The organism is Cohnella fermenti (assembly GCF_004801405.1).
GTDB classification, from domain to species: domain Bacteria; phylum Bacillota; class Bacilli; order Paenibacillales; family Paenibacillaceae; genus Cohnella; species Cohnella fermenti.
Genome location: NZ_SSOB01000007.1, coordinates 138,014 through 157,355, shown reverse-complemented (window position 1 = coordinate 157,355; position 19,342 = coordinate 138,014). Strand labels below are relative to the sequence as shown.

Sequence of the window (19,342 nt, the reverse complement as noted above, 5' to 3'; positions counted from 1 at the left end):
TCGCTCAGCCCCGTTCCAAGGCTGGCTCGGTCGGAACGGGCACCGCCTCGACGAGGCTGCGCACAAGCGCTTCCGACCGCCCCCGTTCGCCCGAGAACATGTCCTTCAGTTGAATGCGGTGGGCGAATACCGGCACCGCCAGCGCCTTGACGTCGTCCGGCAGCACGTAATCCCTTCCCTTCAGCAAGGCGCGGGCTTGAGCCGCCTTCGTCAGTTGGAGGCTGCCGCGCGGACTGACACCGCTTCCAATATCAGAATGCTGGCGGGTCGCCGTGACGATCGCGAGCAAGTAGCGCAGGACGTCGTCTCCAAGCTTCACTTCCGGAACGCGGCTTCTCAACCGTGCCAGCCCATCGCGGTCGAGCACCGGCGTCAGGCCGGGAAGCGGATCGCGCGCGGAGAAGCGGCGAAGCACCTCAAGCTCCTCCTCGGCCGACGGGTACCCCATCGACACCTTCATCATGAAGCGGTCGAGCTGCGCCTCCGGCAGAGGGAACGTGCCATGGTTCTCGATCGGGTTCTGCGTGGCGATAACGAGGAAGGGAGAATCCAGCGTGTACGTATCGCCGTCGATCGTCACCTGCCGCTCCTCCATACATTCCAGCAGGCTGGATTGGGTGCGGGGCGTCGCCCGGTTCAGCTCGTCGGCGAGCAGAATATTCGTGAACACCGGACCTTGCCTCAGCTCGAACTTGCCCTCTTGCTGGTTATAGAAGTGAATGCCGGTAATGTCCGACGGCAGCAGATCGGCGGTGAATTGCACCCGCTTGAAGTCGCAGCGGAGCGTCCGCGAGAGCGACTTGGCGAGCAGCGTCTTGCCTGTGCCCGGGACGTCCTCCAGGATGATATGCCCGTTCGCCAGCAGCGCGATCAGGAGCAGCTCGACGACCTCAGACTTCCCGACGACCGCCTTGGCGATCTGACCGGTTATGGAGTCAACGGACTCCCGAATATCGAATATCGGATTCAACAAGATCGGCCTCCTGTTCCATGTGTGCAGAGATACCTTCATTTTACAGGGAGGCGGCAGGTCTGACAAACGAACGTTGCCCCGGCGCTCCGGCCAAGGGGAGACAATGAGCCCGATTCGAGCTCCCTCGTTGCGATGCCACACCATTTTTGGGGGAAAATATTACTATTACGATGAAGATAGGCGATATGGACGCGGGACACGAATTGCAGTCAAAATTCCGGGCTTACTCGCTATTCCAGCCGGAGGCCGCGACATGCAAATGTCGGTTTTTCCGACATTCAGCTCGCGATGGATCGATGCTTCGGCTCTGAATGCTGGTTTTTTCGGCATTCAGCTTGCGCAGGGGCGACACTTTGACTCTGAATGCTGGTTTTTTCAGCATTCAGCTTGCGATGGACCGATGCTTTGACTCTGAATGCTGGTTTTTTCGGCATTCAGCTTGCGATGGACCGATGCTTTGACTCTGAATGCTGGTTTTTTCGGCATTCAGCTTGCGCAGGGGCGACACTTTGACTCTGAATGCTGGTTTTTTCGGCATTCGGCGGGACACGCTGCTGCGGCTGCGCTCAAGCCGCCTCCGCTTCCGAATCAAGCTCGGGTCACCCCCAGCGGATCGATGCGAGCTTGCGCTCCATCCGGTCTCGCTGGGCATCGAACTGCTTCCGCCGATGTCCGTTGGCGCCGGAAGGATGGGGGAAGCCCCAGAGACAGCGAGCGTCATCCACGCTTCCTTCCTCCGCCAGAATCCGCAGCGCTTGTTCGACGGTTCGGCCCAACGGGATCACAAGCGCCGCCTCCAGCATTCCGAGCTCGTCCCGGAGCGAGCCCAGCGCCGCTTCCCGCAGGAAGGGGGACGCCAGCAGGCCCGGCCGGGAGCCCCCGTAATTCCTCCCGCGCGCGAAGACCGGGAATCGAAGCGCCGAGGTGCTGTGCATGAGGTGTGGGCCGTCTGCTGAACCGACCATCATGCCTTCTGCCGAACCCTCCCCCAAACCGTCGCTTGAGCGTTCCACGGGAATAGCCGCCAGCCCCGCCTCCGAGACACCGCGAAGAAAAGGCAAGCCGTCCCGCTCCCGGAACAACGCCCCGCTCGAGCGCAAGCCCAGATGCCGGTGAAGGCCCAGCTCATCCAGCATGGCGATCAGATGGGCTCGCATCGTGCCCGCGAAGCGCGCCGCTTCCTTGGCCCTCCGGCAGACGGCTTCGTCGCCCAGGCCCTCTGCCAAGGCTCCCCTGGCTTCGCGAATGGCGATGCGCATCTGCGTCCAGCCGGGGGTGAGGCCGACCAGGACGATGCGGGCGGACGGGTTCGCATATTCGTTATGCGGCGCGTAATACATCGCCAGCTCGCCGTGCCGCTCCATCAGGAACGAATCGGTCAGCAGCGACTCCCTTGTCCATTCGATTCCCTCGGGGAGCTCGCGTATCGCCTCAGCGTAGCTCCGCAGATGGCGGGATATCAGCACGGCAGCTTCCGCCTCCTATCCCTCCGCCAGCGAGTAGCGCGAGATGAGCTGCCTCAGGCTCTCCATCCGGATCGGCTTGCGCAGCACCTCGGCGAAGCCGGCTTCCCGGCATACCTGCTCCAGGTCCTCCCGCTGATCGGCGGTGAGCGCGATCAGGGTCGGGCTCTGCCCGGCCCCGGCTTCCCGCGACCCGCGCAGCGCCTGCCAGCGATGACCCATCTCCAGCCCGCCGAGCACCGGCATGTGGATGTCCGCGAGCACCATGTCGAAGCGGTCCCCGGCACCGAGCGCCCGCAGCGCCTCCGCACCGTTCTCCGCGACCTCTACGGTGTGCCCGAGCCGATTCAGCATGTGCAGGAGCAGCTTCTGGTTGACCCTCTGGTCCTCCACCATCAGAATTCGCCGCGCCTGCCCCGAACCGCCGGAATCGGCAACTCCGGCAGCCCCGGCGACTTCAGCTCCCTCAGCAACTCCAGCTCCCCCAGCGACTCCGGCAGCCCCGGCGGCTCCAGCAACGCCGGCAACGCCGGCCGTCGCCGCTGCGGCTTCCGCGCCGCTCTCCGCCCAGTCGAGCGCCCGCTCCATCCGCAGCAGCTCCTCGGGCGGCTCGTGGCATCGCCTGAGCACCGTCGAGAACACAAACGTCGCCCCCGGCTCCTCCGGAGCCTCGATCCGAATCGAGCCGCCCATCAGCTCCACCAGCGTCTTGGAGATGGCGAGCCCCAGCCCGGAGCCGCCGTACTTCCGGTTCGTCGACGCTCCCGCCGCCTGGGAGAACGGCCGGAACAGCCGGTCGACCTTGTCGGCGGGAATGCCGATGCCGGTATCCTTCACCGTGAACTCCACGCGAAGCGAATCTCCGCACGTCCCGAGCAGGTTGACGAACACATAGATGCCGCCCTCGTTCGTGAACTTGACCGAATTGCCGACCAGGTTCAACAGAACCTGCTGCAGCCGGGAGACGTCGCCGCGAACAATGCCGGGCAGCTCGGGGTCGACGACAACGACGAACTCCAGCTTCTTGACCCACAACTGCGCGGTAAAAATATCCCTGACCTGCTCCAAGCAACCCTTGAGCAGAAACGGCTCGTCCTCCATCTCCATGCGCCCGGCTTCCAGCTTCGAGTAGTCGAGCACGTCGTTCATGATCGACACCATCGCGTTGCCGCTCTGCATGACCATCTCGGCCAGCTCCCGCTGCTCCGGCTTCAGCCCGGTATCGAGCAGCAGGTCCATCATGCCGATGACGCCGTTCAAGGGGTTGCGAATCTCGTGGCTCAGGAAGGAGAGGAACTCCGACTTCGCCGTCGACGCGCGCTCGGCCAGCTCCTTCGCCTCGAGCAGCTCCTTCTCCGCCTGCTTCCGCTCCGTAATGTCGCGGATCGAGCAAGCGAGCAGCGAGTCGTCATGCGGGGATTGCCCAAGCTGAATCTCCGCCGGGAACGTCCCGCCGTCTCTCCGCCGCGGCTCGACCTCCCATACCTTGCCCTCCAGCTCCCGCAGCTCCCCGGCCGGAAGGCCGGGCACGAGCAGGCGCAGCGAGCGGCCCGGCAATTCGTCCGGCGCGTAGCCGAACATGCTCTCGGTCGCCGGGTTCGCCTTCAGAATCCGCCCCTGCGGGTTGAACACGAGCACGGCATCCAGCGACGTCTCCATAACCGCCCGCGCCTGGGCCTCCGCCTTGGTGAGCTCGCTCGTGGCGCGCACCAGATGCGCGTTGGCCTTCTCGAGCTGCTCCGCCTGCTGCTGCAGCTTTTTCTGCATGTCGTACAAGCGGACGAACGCCTTGATCTTCGCCTTCAGGATATGGGGAACGAACGGCTTGACCATATAGTCGATGGCGCCCGCCGAATAGCCGGCCGAGAAGTGCTGCGCCTCCTTGCTCGTCGCGGTGATGAAGATGATGGGGATGTGCTTCGATCCCTCGTACGCCTGAATGTGGCCGGCTGTCTCGAAGCCGTCCATGCCGGGCATCTGCACGTCCAGCAGGATAACCGCGATCTCCTCTCTCAGCAAGCATCGGAGCGCCTCGGGCCCTGAATGGGCCTTCACGAGGCGGTACGGCTCCCCTTCCAGAACCGCCTCGATGGCGAGCAGGTTCTCCGGACGATCGTCCACGACAAGAATATTAACCGAATAATCTCGCTCCAATGATCCTCCGCCCTCTTTTCCCACTGGTGTCTGCCTGCCTATCTCATTCTCCGGTACAGCTTCTCCCCGTCGTCGATCGCTTCATAGCATTCCGAATAGTCGTTATGGTGAATCGTCTCCCGGCTGCCCAGCGCCAGCACGCCGAACATCGCGAGGCTCTCGTGGAACAATCGGCGCGCCCGGTTCTGCAACTGCCGATCGAAGTAGATCAGCACGTTGCGGCACAGGATGACGTTGAACTCGTTGAAGGACTGGTCGGTGGCCAGGTTATGGCGAGCATAGACGATGTTCCGCTGAAGGGACGAGTGGAACTTGGCCGCATCGCGGTCGGCCGTGTAGTAATCCGAGAACTCCCGGGTTCCGCCGGCCCGGATGTAATTGTGCGTGTACAGCTTCATGTTCCGCAGCGGGTAGATGGCCTCCTTGGCCTTCTCCAGCGCCCCTTCGTCGATGTCCGTCGCGTAGATGCGGGCCTTGTCGTACAGGCCCTCCTCCTCCAGCAGAATCGCCATCGAGAGCACTTCTTCGCCCGTCGAGCAGCCCGCGTGCCAGATGCGAATGTGCGGATACGTATGCAGAAAAGGAACGACTCGTTCGCGGAAAGCCCGGAACATCGAGGGATCTCGGTACATCTCGGTGACATTGATCAGGAGCGATTGGAGCAGGCGCTTCATCCGCTCCCGATCGTGCAGAATCAGCGGAATGAGCGCGGAGATCTCGTTCTCCCCGAGCGCTTGCATGCCGTGGCGGATTCTTCTCCGGATCGAGTCGTAGGCGTAATTGCGGAAGTCGTAGCCGTACGCCCGGTAGATCGCCTCAAGCAGCAGCTCGATCTCCAGCTTCTCCCGGGCGGCCGCGGCCCCCTCGCCGTCGTGGCTGAATGGAATGGAACTCCCCTCCTCCTTCTATGCGTACAGCCACACCTTAAGCAGGGACAGCAGCTTGTCGATGTCGATCGGCTTGCTGATGTAGTCGGATGCCCCTGCCTCGATGCAGCGCATGCGGTCTTCCTTCATCGCCTTGGCCGTCAGCGCGATGATCGGCAGCTTCTCGAGCGGCGGCATCCGCCGGATCGCCCGCATCGTCTCGTAGCCGTCCATCTCCGGCATCATGATGTCCATCAGCACCAGATCGAAGCTCGGGTCCTGCTCCAGCAGTTCAAGCGCTTCTCTTCCGTTCTCGGCGAACGAGACGTTCAAGTGGTGCGACTTCAGCACATTCGTCAAGGCGAAAATATTCCGGATATCGTCCTCCACAAGCAGGACCCGCTTCCCTTCGAACGCCGTCTCGTTGTTGTACAGCTTCTTCAGAATGTTGCGGCGGTCTTCCGGCAGGTTGGCCTCCACGCGGTGCAGGAACAGCGCGGTCTCGTCGAACAGCCGTTCCTGCGACTTCACGTTCTTGATGATGATGCTCTCCGCGTACTTCTTGAGCTCGATCTCTTCCTTCATATCCAGGTCCTTGCCCGTGTAGATGATGATCGGGAGCTGCCGGAGCCGCTCGTTCTTCCGAATCCGATCAAGCAGCTCGAAGCCGGTCATGTCCGCCAGCCCGAGATCCATGACCATGCAGTCGAAGGGCTCTCCGTCCAGCTCCTTCAGCGCCTCCTCCCCGGTCGATACGGCCGTGATGGCCACGTCGTCATGGCCGATCAGCTCCACCATGCTGCTCCGGAGGATGACATCGTCCTCCACGATCAGCAGGCGCTTCAGGCCGCGGTCGAGGAACGATTCGATCCGCGACATGGCGCTCTCCATGCTCGCCTTGTCGGCCGGCTTGCGGAGGTACGCCATCGCTCCCTTCGTCAATCCCTGCTGCGGCTCGTCCACGACCGAGATAACGTGGACGGGAATATGGCGCAGCTCCGGATTCTGCTTCATCCGGTCCAGGATGGACCAGCCGTCGAGAACCGGCAACTGAATATCGAGAATGACGGCATCCGGCTTATAGGCGCTCGCCAGGGCCAGCCCCGTGTCGCCTTGAAGGGCGACAATCGCCTTGAAGCTGCGGGAACGGGCCAGATCGAGCATGATCTTCGCGAAGTGGATATCATCCTCGATGATGAGCAGCACCTTGTCTCCCGGCTGAATGCGGTGACGGTCGTCCGGCACCTCGGAATGCTCCAGCAGCTCCGGACTTGTCCACTCGATGGCCGGAGCCAGAACGTCCGCCGCCGGAGCGGGGGCGAAGCCGGCTCGCGCGGCCGGACGCCCGAACGGACTCGGCTCCGCAAGCGGCAGGTCCGGCTTAAGCGGCGAGCCCGGGCCTGAACCCGAAGTCGAATCGGATTCGGCCCCGAGCGCCGTCCGCCCCGTGCCTGCGCCTCCCGTTCCTCCCGCCGAGGCGATCTCCTCCCTCGCCGTCGCTTCCGCTTCCGGCGCCGTGCCCGGAATCAGCAGCGTGAAGACGCTGCCGACCCCCTCCGCGCTCTCCACCTCGATTCGGCCGCCGAGCAGAGCGGCCAGCTCCCGGCTGATCGTCAGTCCCAGCCCGGTGCCGCCGTACTTGCGGCTTGTCGAGCCGTCCGCCTGCTGGAACGCCTCGAAGATGATCGCTTTCTTGTCCGCCGGAATGCCGACTCCGGTGTCCGCTACCTTGAAGGCGACGACACACCCGAGCTCCGGATGGACCGTTCGGAGCATACTCAGCTCGACCTTGCCCTTGCTCGTGAACTTGAACGCGTTCGAGAGCAGGTTCTTCAGAATCTGCTGCAGCCGGTGCGCATCCGTCACGACCGGCTCCTTCAAGGCCGTCTCCTCCAGCTTCAGCGACAGCTCGATTCCCTTCCGCTCCGCCAGCGGCCGGAAGCCCCGCTCCAGCCCGTCCGCCAGCTCCTCCCAGACAAGCGGCTGCAGCTCGATCGTCATCTGGCCGGCTTCCACCTTGGACAGATCCAGAATCTCGTCGATCAGGCGGAGCAGATCGCTTCCGGACGAGTGAATCGTCTGGGCGAACTCGATCTGCTTGGCGAACAGATTGCCCTCCTTGTTCTCCGCGAGGAGCTGCGACAAGATGAGCAGGCTGTTCAGCGGCGTCCGGAGCTCGTGCGACATGTTGGCGAGGAATTCCGACTTGTACCGGGAGGCCGTCTTCAGGTCGACGGCTTGCCGCTCGAGCAAGCTGTTCTGCATCTCGATGCGCTCGTTGATCTCCTCCACCCGCCGGGCGTGCTCGGCGATCAGTTCGGAGCGCTTGGTCAGCTCCAGATTGCTGTCCTCAAGCTCCTCTTGCTGCCGCTTCAAGTCGTCCTCCGACCTCTTCAGCGCGTCGTTGGCCGCCCTCAACTCGTCCTGCTGGGCGGTAAGCTCCTCCGACTGCGCCTTCAGCTCTTCCGCTTGCTGCTGAAGCTCCTCGGTCTGCGCTTGCAATTCCTCCGACATCGTCTGGGACTCCTCGAGCAGACGCTTCACTTCCATCTGGGACAGCACGTTGTTGATCGCCATCCCGAGCGTCGACCGGGTTTGATCGACCAGCTTCCGGTGTAAGGAAGTGAAGGCGTCCAGGGAAGCGAGCTCGATGACGCCTTCGACCCGACCTTCATGCTCAATGGGGAAAATCAAAATGCTGCGGGGGGACGATTGTCCGAGACCGGTCGCGATCTTGATATGGTCGTCCGGCACCCGGTCGACCTCGTAAACTCTTCTCTCGACGGCGCATTGCCCGATCAGCCCTTCGCCCAAGCGGAAGCCGGCCGCCCCGACCTCTCCGGAGCCGGCCGCATAAGAAGCGCTCCTCGCCAGACGGTCGCCGGACCGCAGATAGAAGACGCCGTAGGAGGCGCCCATAAGCCCGGCCAGCTTGGCGATGAACGCCTCGGCGAGTTGGGAGACGAGCGGCTGCCCCTGGTACGAGACGGCGATCTCCGCGATCCCGCTCTGCAGCCAGGCATCTCCCTCCTGCTTCTCGAGCAGGCGGTTCGTCGCGTCGCCCAGGTCGCGCAGCTCGTCCCGGGATTGGACCTCGACCCGCCTGCCCTTCGTGCCGCCTTCCGTATCGGCAATGTCGGAGATGGCGCCGATAACCGCCTTAACCGTACGCACGATCGCCCCGGAGATGGTCAGCGACGCCGCGACGGACAGCGCGACAAGCAGCAGGAAAATAATCGCAAGCGCCAACCGCAGGTCCGAATTCTGCCGGTCCAGACTGTCCACGCGCGCTGCGGTCAGCTCCTTCTCGGTGTCCCGGAAGTCCTCCAACTGGCTTCTTAGCTCGTCGGTGATTTTTTTCCCCGTGTCCGCTTGGAAGAATGTATCCAGCTCCGCCTGACGGCCGTTCCGCTTGTTCGCTAGAGCGGGTTCGCCCGCCGTCTCGATCCATCGCTCGATGTTCGCCTTGATCGCTTCAAGCTTCTGCCGCTGGCCGGAATTGTCTCCGACGAGCCGATGAAGCTGATCGTAGTCCGAGACCCAATTCGACATGGCCGCGTCATAGGGCTCGAGATATCTCTCTTCCCCCGTGATGACGAACCCCCGCATTCCCGTCTCCATGTCCAGCAGGTGCTTCTCCAGCCCTCCGGCCAGATCGTGAACCGTCATATCGTGATCGGTGACGAAGTCGATCGCCTGCTCCATCGAGGTGATTCGGTTGCTCAGCAGGAACAGGGACGAACCGAGGCAGAGGAGAATAACGATGTATCCCGCCATGATCTTGGAACGCAGAGTAATCCTTCCTTGTCGAGACATGTTCACTTTCCTTCCCTGAATGAGGCGTCCGAAGCCCGGAATCTCTCCGGGATCTCTTATGTACGCTATTATAAGTCTGGTAGATTAGACCTACAACCAAGACGTAACGAAGCCGGGGTGCGGCAGGGCCGTCCCGGTTCGCGCGAACTCCATCTATTCTATTACCCAATGGCTGGAGAAGTGAATCACAGATATATGGATATTTAGTTTCACGTCTTCTGTGTCTTACACGTCTGTGTCCCGCCTCTCGCGCCTTTTATGCGGTTTTTCACATACATTCGGTGCAGAGGGACGGCTTTTCGCAAAATAAATGTGGTTTTTCGCATAAAAACGGGGGGCGGAGAAGGTAGGGCGGCGATTATATGTGGTTTTTCGCATAAAGTGGGCGTCGGGCGCCGTTTTCCGAGGAGATGAATGTGGTTTTTCGCATTCATGGGGCGGCGGGCAATCAACGGACAATAGCACGAAGGGCGGAGCGTTCCGCCGATCGCATCGACGGAAGCCCCGCCCTCTTCTACTTGAAGATAGCGAACTTCAGCTCTTTGTCCTTCAGATATTGAATAATCTCGGGCAGAGCCTCCAGCGTGTACTTGTCCTCGTGCATGACATACACGCCGCCGGCTCCTTCGACTTCGTGGAAGTAGCGCAGGATATCGTCCGGCTTCTTGGCGTTCCAATCCTCCGGGTCGCGGTTCCACAGCAGCGTCTTCATGCCCAGCTTCTCCGCCGAACCGACCAGCGCCTCGTCGACCGCGCCGTATGGCGGGCGGAACAGCGTGACCGGGTTGCCCGTAAGCGCCTCGATCGCGTCATTCGTCTTCGCCAGATTCGCAGCCTGGTCCTCAGCGGATACCTTCGTCAGCACGCTATGATCCCAGGAATGATTGCCGATGGACATTCCGTGATCGCTTGCGTAGGCTACCGCCTCCGAATGCCGGCCGATGTTCTTGCCGACGAACAGGAACGTCGCCGCCACCTCGTTCTCGGTCAGAACGTCGACGATCTTCTCCGTAAGCGAAGAGGGACCGTCATCGAAGGTAAGGGCCACGTATTCCTTCGGCAGCCCGAAGAACTTGTCCTGATCGCCGATCTCGATAACTTCGTACCCGGCTTCCGGCTTCAGGTCCGCTTGCGTCGCCGCGGGCTCGCCCGCGGCTCGGCTGCCTGCCGCGCCAACCGCGCCGACGGCAGAGAATGCGCCCGCCGCGCCGGTCAGATCGGCATGCTCGGCCAGAATCGGCGCCTGTTGGCGCTTCTCCTCGTCCTTGGCCGCGGCGGCTTCGGGCGCGGGAGACGATGCGGCACGGGCGGACGCTTCCGTCTGGCCGCCCGCCTGCGCGATGCCGAGCTCTCCCGCCGGCAGGCTGACGAGGTCCGTCTGCCCTCCGGTAGGGAGGGCCAGCGCCATCAGGCCGACCAGCGCAGGCACCAGCAGCAGGCTCGCAGCCTTCGCCGTCCGGCCCGGCTTCCAAGCCGGCCGGCGCTGCTGCTCCCTCTTCTTCTTCGCCCGGCCCCCGGCCGCCTCGGCGCGCTCTTCCTCGAGCGGAACGGGCAGAGCGCGGAGACCGTGCAGACCGTCCAGGCCATTCGGGCCGTTCAAGCCATTCTCGCGAACCGTCCGAATGAGCTCGATAAATGCTTCGCTGCAAGCGAAGTAGAACGTCTCCCGCGAGCTTCCGTTCATCCGGACGACGGCGCTGTAGTAGGTCTGATGGTAAGGGTCCCACTTCGGGTACGGGGAGAGCCGCGCTCTCTGCCCTTCAAGCGGCTGCAGCTTCTCCAGCCCGGCATATGTAAACTCGTCGATATCGAATAAGTACTTCGCCAGCTTGTCGTCATGGGTAACGGCGACCTTGATCTGATAGGCCCCGGTCGGGGTCCTCCCAAGCGACAGCAGCTCCATCACCAGCGTGCTGTAAGTCTCCATCCCCATCTACGTCCTTCTGTTCGAATAAGTCCTATGTTACTCCCTGCCGCCGGAGCTTCCGTTAGCCGAGTCCGTCGCCGACAAGAACGGTGTCGTCAGCCGATTCGTGAAGTCGTTGACGATGTTCAGAAGGTGCGTCTTCTCCTGGCGCAGGGCTTCGAGCTTCTGCCTCATCTGGGAGAGCTCTGCTTCCAGCCGCGCGCTCTTCTCCTCCAGCTCGCCGATTCTCTTGTTCTTCTCGGAGGTTGTCTCGTTGTGCTTCTGCAGCAGGCCCGCGTAATTCTGGCGCTCCAGCTCGATGACGCCCTTCAGCTCCTCGATCTGGCCGGACAGGTTCGCCTGAAGCTCCCGATAGTCCTCCATCATCTGGTCGACCTTCAGGTTCTTGTCGCTCAGCCGCTGCTCGAGCTCGAGAATGCTCTTCTCGCGTTCCTCGATCACCTTCCCCAGGTTCTTGAGGTCGCGGTTCAAGCGATCGTTCTGTCCGCTCGCGTGGCTCAGCCTGTCCTGCAGGTCGTTGTGGCTCATCTCGACGTGCTGCTTGTCCTTGATCATCTGTTCGACCGCGAAGACTAGGTCGAGGGACCTCTTGTCCAACAAGCCTTTGTTGGCGAAGACCGAACCGGACGACTCGTCCGTTCCCGCCTCGGCAGCCGCAGAGACGACCGCCTCCTCGCGGGAGGCTTCCCATTCTCTCCTTGCGTCGTGCTCTTCGCGGGGCGGCTGCTCGTTGCCGTTCTTCTTCTTCTGGAAGGGAGAAAACATAACACAACTCACCTTTTCTAAAAGGAATTGTTGACGATTGTCGAATTAATTTTCTTTCATTATAGAGGAATTTTCCAATCGTTAATGCGGGGCCAAAGTAGCATTTTGTATACCGTGAATAGGCCGCAGGAACGACAAAAGCGGCCGCAGGCCGGGCAGTCGAGTCGCCCGGAGGTCCGGATTAACGGGATTCCATTAAAATATCCTCATCATTATCAGAAAAGAAAACCGGATCGCGGCGCGAAACCCGCTTCCCGCCTCGACTTGACGCCGAATTCGGTCCTGCGGCCGCTTCTCATCATCCTCAAACTGCCAGCCCGACAGCTTCCGATTGTGTCGTATGATGGATCGAGTATAGGAGGGTGACATTCGTGTTTATGCAACGTGGGTTCCTTGCTGTGGCACTATTAGGACTGATGATGACGGCCTGGCCGGCCTCCGGCGCCTCGGCCCAGACGACGAACGCGGCTGCTGCGACAACGGTATACGTCGACGGCCAGCGGATCGCGACAACTTCGATTACCCAGAACGGCCTGCAGCTTGTCCCGGCTTCCTTCTTCCGCAAGCTTGGCGTCTCGGTCGACTGGAGCGAGCAATACCGCTCGGCGGTGCTGACAACGTCGTCGATCCAGATCGGCTTGCCGGCGGAACAACGGTACACGGACTATCAACACAGCGGACAATCGTCATGGAGCCGGGATTACCTGGACACGCGAACGACGCTCATCGGGGGCTCCGCTTACGTTCCGCTCGCTTATACGGCGAAGAAGATCGGCCTCGGCATCCAATACGACGCTGCGGCCCGCGCGGCCGTGATCACGACCGGCAGCACCGGCTTCGTCATGCAAGCGATAGCAAGCGGCCCGTCCAGCGAAGAGATCGCCTGGCTGTACAAGATCACGGAAGCGGAGGCCGGAGGCGAGAGCTACACCGGCAAGGTCGCGGTCGCGGCGTCGATCCTGAATAGAGTGGATGACCCCGAATGGCCGGATTCGATTATCGATGCGATTTTCCAAGTGGACACCTACAACGGAGTCTCGTACTATCAGTATTCCCCGGTGCTCGACAAACGGATTTATTCGGTTACGCCGAGCCAGGACACCATCCAGGCCGTCGATGCCGCCCTGAACGGCTACGATCCGACCCTCGGGGCCGTCGTCTTCTACAACCCGGCCAAGACGGACAACGCCTGGGTGCGCAGCCGTCAGGCAACGGTTCAGATCGGCAATCACGTGTTCGCGAAGTGAACGCATTATCGTATTGATTATTATTATCAATTCAATTACGATACGAAGCATAAGCCGCATCGGGGAGTGTAGGGCAGTGTCGGACGAATTATATACCGTGGATTGTTATACGAAGGACATGATCAAGCAGGCCATCCGAATGTGGAGCTGCTCTGCGATTGCTGTAATGGATGTTCGCCACAGTGTGCTTCATCGGGAGAAGCCTCTGCTCGACTACCGAATGCCGGCCAGCGCGTTCATTTATACCTTCGGCGGGGCGGCAGATGTGCGGCTGGGCAATGCCCACTATTCGTCGAAGCGCTTCGGGCTGTTCCACGGGGGCAAGAACGTGGAGCTTGCCGTTCGGCCTGCCGATCCGAGCGTGGAATGCTTCATGGTTCTGTATAAGTCCGAACTGCCCTTCTATAGGAGAGATCTGCGCCGCCGTATGGAGGGCTTTAACCCGTTCGTACACATATTCGGGTTGTCGCCGCACAACCCGGTTTTTTGTAAAGCGAAGCTTCAGATCATGTACGATTGCTGGACGCAGAATACGGAACTGGGCAAGCTGCGCGCCAAGTCCGTGTTGTACCAGCTCGTATCAGAGCTGTATGAGGAATTGGAGCAAGGAGACATTCTCTGCGTAGCTCCCGATTATGTGGAATGGGTCAAGCAGTATCTGGATCGTCACTACACCGAATCGATCTCCTTGCAGCGATTGACAGAACGCTTGCCGATCAGCAGAAGCCTCCTCGGCAAGCTGTTCAAGAGGCGGGAGAACAAGAGCTTGCAGGAGTATCTGAACGAGAGAAGATTGGCTGCCGCGCTTCGGCATCTGCGGGAGACGTCGGCCACCGTGCAAGAAATCGCGTTAGGCAGCGGATTCGGGGACGAATTGAATCTTATCCGGATGTTCAGGAAGTATTTGCGAATGACGCCGAGCGATTATCGCACAAAAATGATAATGGAACGTGCCAAATATGATATTGATAATCATTATCGTCTAAACTACGATGAGAAGGGATTGGTTGGACCGGTCACTTTAAAAGAAAATGGGGAGTTGGCTATGTTAGGCAAGGCAAGAGGACGGACGCTAATGATCGCGGCGGCAATGAGTATCTTGATGTTGATGTCGGCATGCACTTCGGGAACATCGGACAGTGCGTCGGGTTCGTCAAGCCCGCCGTCGGCGCAATCGCAGAATACATCGAGCGCCAGTGCGGAGGGGACGGGGCAGATGGCGGAAACAAGGATTGTCAGCACGGTGAAGGGCGATGTGGAGGTACCGTCCGACCCGCAGCGGGTCGTCGTTAACTGGTATATCGGCGATGCCCTCTCCTTGGGCCTTCATGTAGTCGGGTACAGCGCCTGGGCGCAGGAGACGATGCCTTTCTACGACAAGATGACAGAATCCGTCTCTATCGAGAACTGGGATCAGGAGGATGTGATGGCTCTGGACCCAGATCTCATTATTACGTATTCGCCGGACGATTACGATACATTCAAGGACATTGCGCCGGTTCTTGTCATCCCCGAAGACCTTCCTTCGCTCGAACGGGTGAAGTTCCTGGGCGAGGCCACCGGGCATGCCGAGCAGTCCAACCAGGCGACGGCAACGTTCGACGCCAAGCTTGCGGAGGCCAAGGCCAAGTTCAACGGCGAGGCGTTCAGCGGCAAGACGTTCAGTATTGTAGAGGACTGGGGCCCATCAGGCGATTGGAGCGGCATCGGGTATGAGACGGGGTCTCGCGGAGGAACGCTGATCTATCAGCATCTCGGACTGGCCGTGCCCCCCAAGCTGACCGAATTGATTGAAAAAACGGGCAAGGGACGCGGCACGATCAGTTATGAGCTGGCTCATCAGTACTTCGGGGACTACATTATCTGGTTCGCTGGCGAAGAAGCATCGGAGTATCAGAAGACAGAGGTATGGAAGAGCATTCCGGCTGTTCAGAATAATCGCGTCATCGAGATTCCGGCCAACTATTTGGGACTGTTCTACTACGACGATGTCGTCAGCTTGACCGCTCAGCTTGATTATTTGATCGGCTCCCTTGAGACCTTGGCAAGTTGACGCGGAAAGGAACGGCGAACATGAACGCGTCGGTGGACAAGCGGCGGCGGACAACCGGATTTCTCCTTTACATGTTGGCGGGCTGCGGGCTGTTGATCTTGGCTGCGGCCATGTCAATCTCGTTCGGCGCCGCCAATATCGGTCTGCCGACGGTGTGGGGAGCAATCTTCCATTACAATCCGGCCATAATGGATCACCAACTCATTCAGACGTTCCGGTTCCCCCGCACAGTGGCGGATATTATGGTCGGCAGCAGCCTGGCTGTTTGCGGAGCGATTATGCAGGGCACTACGCGAAACGCGTTGGCCGACTCCGGACTGATGGGCATCAGCTCCGGAGCGGCCTTCTCCATTGCGTTATGTATGGCATTCCTTCCGGATCGAACCTATTCCGTCACCGTGCTGCTTGCTTGCCTTGGTGCGGGCGCGGCTACGGGACTGACCTATTTTATTGCGTCTCTGGGCAAGCGCGGCATGACGCCGCAGCGTCTGGTGCTGGCGGGGATCTCCATCTCCATGATGTTCGAAGCCTTCGCCCAATATATCTCGATTCGATTCCGGTTGGGTCAATCGATGGCCTACTGGACGGCCGGCGGAACGGCGGGAGCCAAGTGGGGAGAACTGGCCATCATCGCCCCCTTCTATGCCGTCGGCATCCTGACGGCACTCGCCTTGTCTCCTTCCATTGCCGTGATGAGCCTGGGTGAGAATGTCGCGTCGGGGCTGGGGTCCAACCCGCGTGTGATTCGGGGAATATCGACGGTTGTGGTGCTGCTGCTGACGGGCCTGGCGGTGATCATCGTCGGGCCGGTAGGCTTCGTTGGCTTGATTACCCCGCATATTGTCCGGTACCTGATCGGGGTCAATTACCGCTATGTCATCCCGGCGTCCGCGGTGTATGGAGCGTTGCTTATGGTATTGGCGGATCTGATCTCAAGACTGATCAATAAGCCCTTCGAGACGCCTGTCGGCGTTGTGTTCGCCGTGATTGGCGTTCCCTTCTTCCTCTATCTGGTACGCAAGCAGAGGAGAGAATTCGAATGAAACAGCGAAGTGCCGGGGTAAGCCGGGGGACTGCAATCATCTTCGCCATGCTGGTCTTGACCCTGATCATTGCTCTTGTCAGCATCAATTTGGGCAAGATGAACCTGTCCCCGATGGAGATATGGAACGTCGTCCTGGGCAGAGGAACAGCCAAACAAAATTTGATCGTATTGGAATTCCGGCTGCCGCGTATTGTCCTTGCCGTGCTGGTGGGATTCGGAATGAGCGCTGCCGGATGCATCATGCAGACCCTGCTTCGAAACAATATGGCAAGCCCGGGCACGCTTGGCATCAGTTCGGGCTCGGGCTTGGCGGTGCTGCTCTTTGTGGCGTTGTTCTCTGCGCGTGGTCTGTCGTCGGCCATTGTTCTGCCCGTTCTTGCGTTTGCGGGAGGCATGGCTGCCGCAGCCGTTATTTTCTTAATATCCTTGCGCCCCGGCCGCGATCTGTCCCCTACCGGCCTGATCCTGAACGGGGTCGCTCTCTCTGTCGGTTATAGCGCGTTCACCCTTATGCTCTCCTTGCGGTTGGACGAGAAGAAGTTCGACTTTATGCTTCGATGGAGCGCGGGCGACCTGTGGGGCGACAACTGGGTCTACCTGTCGATCATGGCTCCGTGGACCTTGATTCTGTGTGCGTATCTCTTCTATAAATCCAGAGTCCTGAATGCTTTGCTTCTGGGCAACGAGACGGCCGCAGGGCTCGGTCTTGCGGTCAAGCCCGAATTCCTGGGACTGTCCGTTGCGGCAGTCGCATTGTCTTCCGGCAGCGTCGCGCTTGGCGGCAATTTCTTCTTCGTCGGCCTCATCGCGCCGCATCTGGCAAGACGGCTGGTGGGCCATAACCATAAGCTGCTGCTGCCGTGCGCTTGCCTGACGGGAGCCATTCTCGTCCTGTCGGCCGATACGATAACACGGACTATCAGCTTGGGTACGGATGTGCCGACGGGCATCGTCATTACCTTGCTGAGCACGCCGTACTTCTTATATTTGTTGTCCAGATCGGATTGATGCTAAGGGGCAGTTCCAAATCGGAACTGCCCCTTAGCGGCTTGCCTCTCTTGCCATGCGGTTCACTGGAGCCGGTTCGTCAGCCTCAGCAGAAGCCGATACTCTCCTCGCCCGGCGCAGCGCCGCTTCTCCTTCCAGCATCAGCGCTCGGGCGAGCAGAACGGCGAATTCCTCGCGGGTAACCAGTGCGTCCGGACGGAAGGTTCCGTCGGAAGAGCCTTGCGCAAGCGAGGAAGCCTGGAACCGCAATTCGACGCGTTCCGCGCGAGCCGGGATCATGCCGCTAGGCGCCTACTGGATCGAATGCCGCTGCTTGAACTCCGCTATACGGTCTGCCGCCTGGCGGAACCCTCCCGCGCGGCGGAACGATTCGCCGACCCGTTCGACCTCGCGCGCATAGGAGGCGTCGCTCAGCGCGCGGTCGGCGGCTTCCCGCAGCCCCTCTGCGGTCAAGCCCTGCATCTGCAGCCGAATTCCCGCGCCGAGCTGCGAGACCCGCTCCGCGATGACGGGCTGGTCTGCGCCCTGCGGGACGACGACGAGCGGCACGCCGCAGTACAGTCCCTCGTGGACGCTGTTCATCCCGCCATGGGTAATGAACAGGCCGGCGTGCCGAAGCACCTCCGTCTGCGGAACGTAAGAGCGAACGATGAAGCTCGCGGGGATGTCGCCGAGATCGGACAGGCGGGTGCGCTCGCCCGCCGACAGCACAACGGGCCGCCCCGCGTTCTTGAACGCTTCGAAGCAGAGCCTGTAGAAGTCGGGCGCCTGATTAAAGACGGTGCCGAGCGAGATATAGATCGGCTTCCGGCCCTCGATCGCCGCCCAGTCGAAGTCGCCCGGAACGGCCCGCGGCGCGATGGACGGGCCGACGAACGCATAGCCGGAGCCGAACGCCGGGCCGTCCGGCTGGAATTCCCGAGTCGTATACACGAGGGTGAGCGGAGCGGGATTGCAGAATGTCTCGTAGGGTGCTCCCGCCTCCACTCCGTATTTTCCAAGGATGGCTTCCTTCAATGCTGCGTAACGATCCCGAGCCGCACCGACCGCATCCGCGGGCGCCTGCGCTTCGGAAGCCTCCAGCATCCGCTCGAACGCGGCCCGGTCCTGAGCGAACGAGGTGCAAGACCCGATGGCGGGCAGCCCCAGCATGCGGGCGAGCAGGCTCCCGCAACCGAACATGGTGTCGTGGATCATGTAATCGAAGCGTTCGCCCTTGATCTGCTCCAGCACGCTCGGAATGACAACATCCGCCGTCAGCAGCAGGCCGTTGACCCGCTCGAGCGGATAATTTCGGCCGCCGGAGACGAAGGCCCGGATGAACCTCTGCCCGTCGAACGTCCGGACAACCGCTCCCGCCTGCTCCATCCGCTCCCGATACTCCTCGATGCAGAAGTACACGACCTCCTCCCCGCGGGAGACCAGCTCCCGCACGACCCCGATCGTCGGATTGATATGCCCCTCGGACCCTGCGTTGATGAACAGCACTCTTGCCATCCGACCCACTCCTCCAGATTCGTATGATCAGAAGGTATCAACGAATCCGGACCGGTGTCAACCGGCGCCGCCTGCTCCCGATCCGTCCCTCGCGTTCCGAACAAACTTATGCGATCTGCCGGTTCATGCCGGCGTTTTAGGCCGGTTTTTTAGGCCGGTTTTATGGGTCCCGGTTCTATGGGTGCCGATTTTATGCGGTTTTTCGCATTCGTTGATGCGGACTTCGGATGAATCGCGACGTTTTATGCGGTTTTTAGCATACATCCGCCGAATCGGGCCGAGGTTTCCTCCATATATGCTATTTTTCACATAGAATCGCCCAAACTACTCGTTATCGCGCTGCGCCAATGTGGTTTTTCGCATAAATCCCGCTCAAGCACCGGCATCGGCACCGGCATCCTGTCGCGAACTCCGCCCGATCCGAACGACTCGCGCGATTCGATGCCGGCAGCGATTGGAATCGTGATCGTGCCATGCCATGGCGGAGCGCCGGCGCCCGATCTGCTGTCCCCCGACAGACTCCAACCG

13 protein-coding genes are annotated in these 19,342 nt (G+C 60.8%); 4 read left to right on the top strand and 9 right to left on the bottom strand.

The window, feature by feature from the left end; translation table 11 throughout:
- Positions 1–4: 4 nt before the first annotated feature.
- The 7 genes from E6C55_RS07465 to E6C55_RS07435 all read right to left on the bottom strand — a co-directional run bounded on the left by E6C55_RS07465 (position 5) and on the right by E6C55_RS07435 (position 11,964).
- Positions 5–973, bottom strand: a complete 969-nt coding sequence (locus tag E6C55_RS07465; RefSeq protein WP_230986588.1) for an AAA family ATPase — start codon at positions 971–973, stop codon at positions 5–7.
- Positions 974–1,572: 599 nt separating this feature from the next.
- Positions 1,573–2,439: a hypothetical protein gene (locus E6C55_RS07460; RefSeq protein ID WP_136369149.1), complete on the bottom strand. Its 867-nt coding sequence runs from the start codon at positions 2,437–2,439 to the stop codon at positions 1,573–1,575.
- Between the two features lie 15 nt (positions 2,440–2,454).
- Positions 2,455–4,590 carry a response regulator gene (locus E6C55_RS07455; protein WP_136369148.1) on the bottom strand — a complete coding sequence of 712 codons (2,136 nt, stop codon included), beginning with the start codon at positions 4,588–4,590 and terminating at the stop codon, positions 2,455–2,457.
- A gap of 38 nt (positions 4,591–4,628) precedes the next feature.
- The gene (locus E6C55_RS07450) at positions 4,629–5,477 is read right to left on the bottom strand and encodes a CheR family methyltransferase (protein ID WP_136369147.1); all 849 of its coding nucleotides are present in this window, start codon (positions 5,475–5,477) and stop codon (positions 4,629–4,631) included.
- A gap of 18 nt (positions 5,478–5,495) precedes the next feature.
- The gene (locus tag E6C55_RS07445) at positions 5,496–9,272 is read right to left on the bottom strand and encodes a response regulator (protein WP_136369146.1); all 3,777 of its coding nucleotides are present in this window, start codon (positions 9,270–9,272) and stop codon (positions 5,496–5,498) included.
- Between the two features lie 514 nt (positions 9,273–9,786).
- Positions 9,787–11,205, bottom strand: a complete 1,419-nt coding sequence (locus E6C55_RS07440; RefSeq protein ID WP_136369145.1) for a polysaccharide deacetylase family protein — start codon at positions 11,203–11,205, stop codon at positions 9,787–9,789.
- 30 nt (positions 11,206–11,235) lie between these two features.
- Positions 11,236–11,964 carry a hypothetical protein gene (locus E6C55_RS07435; protein WP_136369144.1) on the bottom strand — a complete coding sequence of 243 codons (729 nt, stop codon included), beginning with the start codon at positions 11,962–11,964 and terminating at the stop codon, positions 11,236–11,238.
- A 377-nt stretch (positions 11,965–12,341) separates the two neighbouring features.
- Between E6C55_RS07435 and E6C55_RS07430 the strand changes: the two genes are divergently transcribed.
- The 4 genes from E6C55_RS07430 (at position 12,342) to E6C55_RS07415 (ending at position 17,317) form a co-directional block, all read left to right on the top strand.
- Entirely contained in the window at positions 12,342–13,211 is an 870-nt protein-coding gene (locus E6C55_RS07430; protein ID WP_230986592.1) for a cell wall hydrolase, read from the top strand.
- A gap of 76 nt (positions 13,212–13,287) precedes the next feature.
- A complete protein-coding gene (locus E6C55_RS07425) occupies positions 13,288–15,264 on the top strand; it encodes an AraC family transcriptional regulator (RefSeq protein WP_136369142.1) in 1,977 nt (658 codons plus the stop codon).
- 20 nt (positions 15,265–15,284) lie between these two features.
- Complete coding sequence (locus E6C55_RS07420; RefSeq protein WP_136369141.1) at positions 15,285–16,307, top strand: FecCD family ABC transporter permease; 1,023 nt, start codon at positions 15,285–15,287, stop codon at positions 16,305–16,307.
- Entirely contained in the window at positions 16,304–17,317 is a 1,014-nt protein-coding gene (locus E6C55_RS07415) for a FecCD family ABC transporter permease (RefSeq protein ID WP_136369140.1), read from the top strand. The genes E6C55_RS07420 and E6C55_RS07415 overlap by 4 nt, the downstream gene beginning before the upstream one ends.
- Positions 17,318–17,350: 33 nt before the next feature.
- Here the strand turns inward: E6C55_RS07415 and E6C55_RS07410 are convergent, their stop codons facing one another.
- Positions 17,351–17,596, bottom strand: a complete 246-nt coding sequence (locus tag E6C55_RS07410; RefSeq protein WP_136369139.1) for an S-layer homology domain-containing protein — start codon at positions 17,594–17,596, stop codon at positions 17,351–17,353.
- 12 nt (positions 17,597–17,608) lie between these two features.
- The gene (locus E6C55_RS07405) at positions 17,609–18,814 is read right to left on the bottom strand and encodes a macrolide family glycosyltransferase (RefSeq protein WP_136369138.1); all 1,206 of its coding nucleotides are present in this window, start codon (positions 18,812–18,814) and stop codon (positions 17,609–17,611) included.
- Positions 18,815–19,342 lie beyond the last annotated feature (528 nt).

Bases quoted from the DNA above. Each gene is read 5' to 3' on its own strand.
- E6C55_RS07415 (WP_136369140.1), top strand. From the start codon at position 16,304: ATGAAACAGCGAAGTGCCGGGGTAAGCCGGGGGACTGCAATCATCTTC.
- E6C55_RS07420 (WP_136369141.1), top strand. From the start codon at position 15,285: ATGAACGCGTCGGTGGACAAGCGGCGGCGGACAACCGGATTTCTCCTT.
- E6C55_RS07430 (WP_230986592.1), top strand. From the start codon at position 12,342: ATGCAACGTGGGTTCCTTGCTGTGGCACTATTAGGACTGATGATGACG.
- E6C55_RS07440 (WP_136369145.1), bottom strand. From the start codon at position 11,205: ATGGGGATGGAGACTTACAGCACGCTGGTGATGGAGCTGCTGTCGCTT.
- E6C55_RS07410 (WP_136369139.1), bottom strand. From the start codon at position 17,596: ATGATCCCGGCTCGCGCGGAACGCGTCGAATTGCGGTTCCAGGCTTCC.
- E6C55_RS07445 (WP_136369146.1), bottom strand. From the start codon at position 9,272: ATGTCTCGACAAGGAAGGATTACTCTGCGTTCCAAGATCATGGCGGGA.
- E6C55_RS07435 (WP_136369144.1), bottom strand. From the start codon at position 11,964: ATGTTTTCTCCCTTCCAGAAGAAGAAGAACGGCAACGAGCAGCCGCCC.
- E6C55_RS07405 (WP_136369138.1), bottom strand. From the start codon at position 18,814: ATGGCAAGAGTGCTGTTCATCAACGCAGGGTCCGAGGGGCATATCAAT.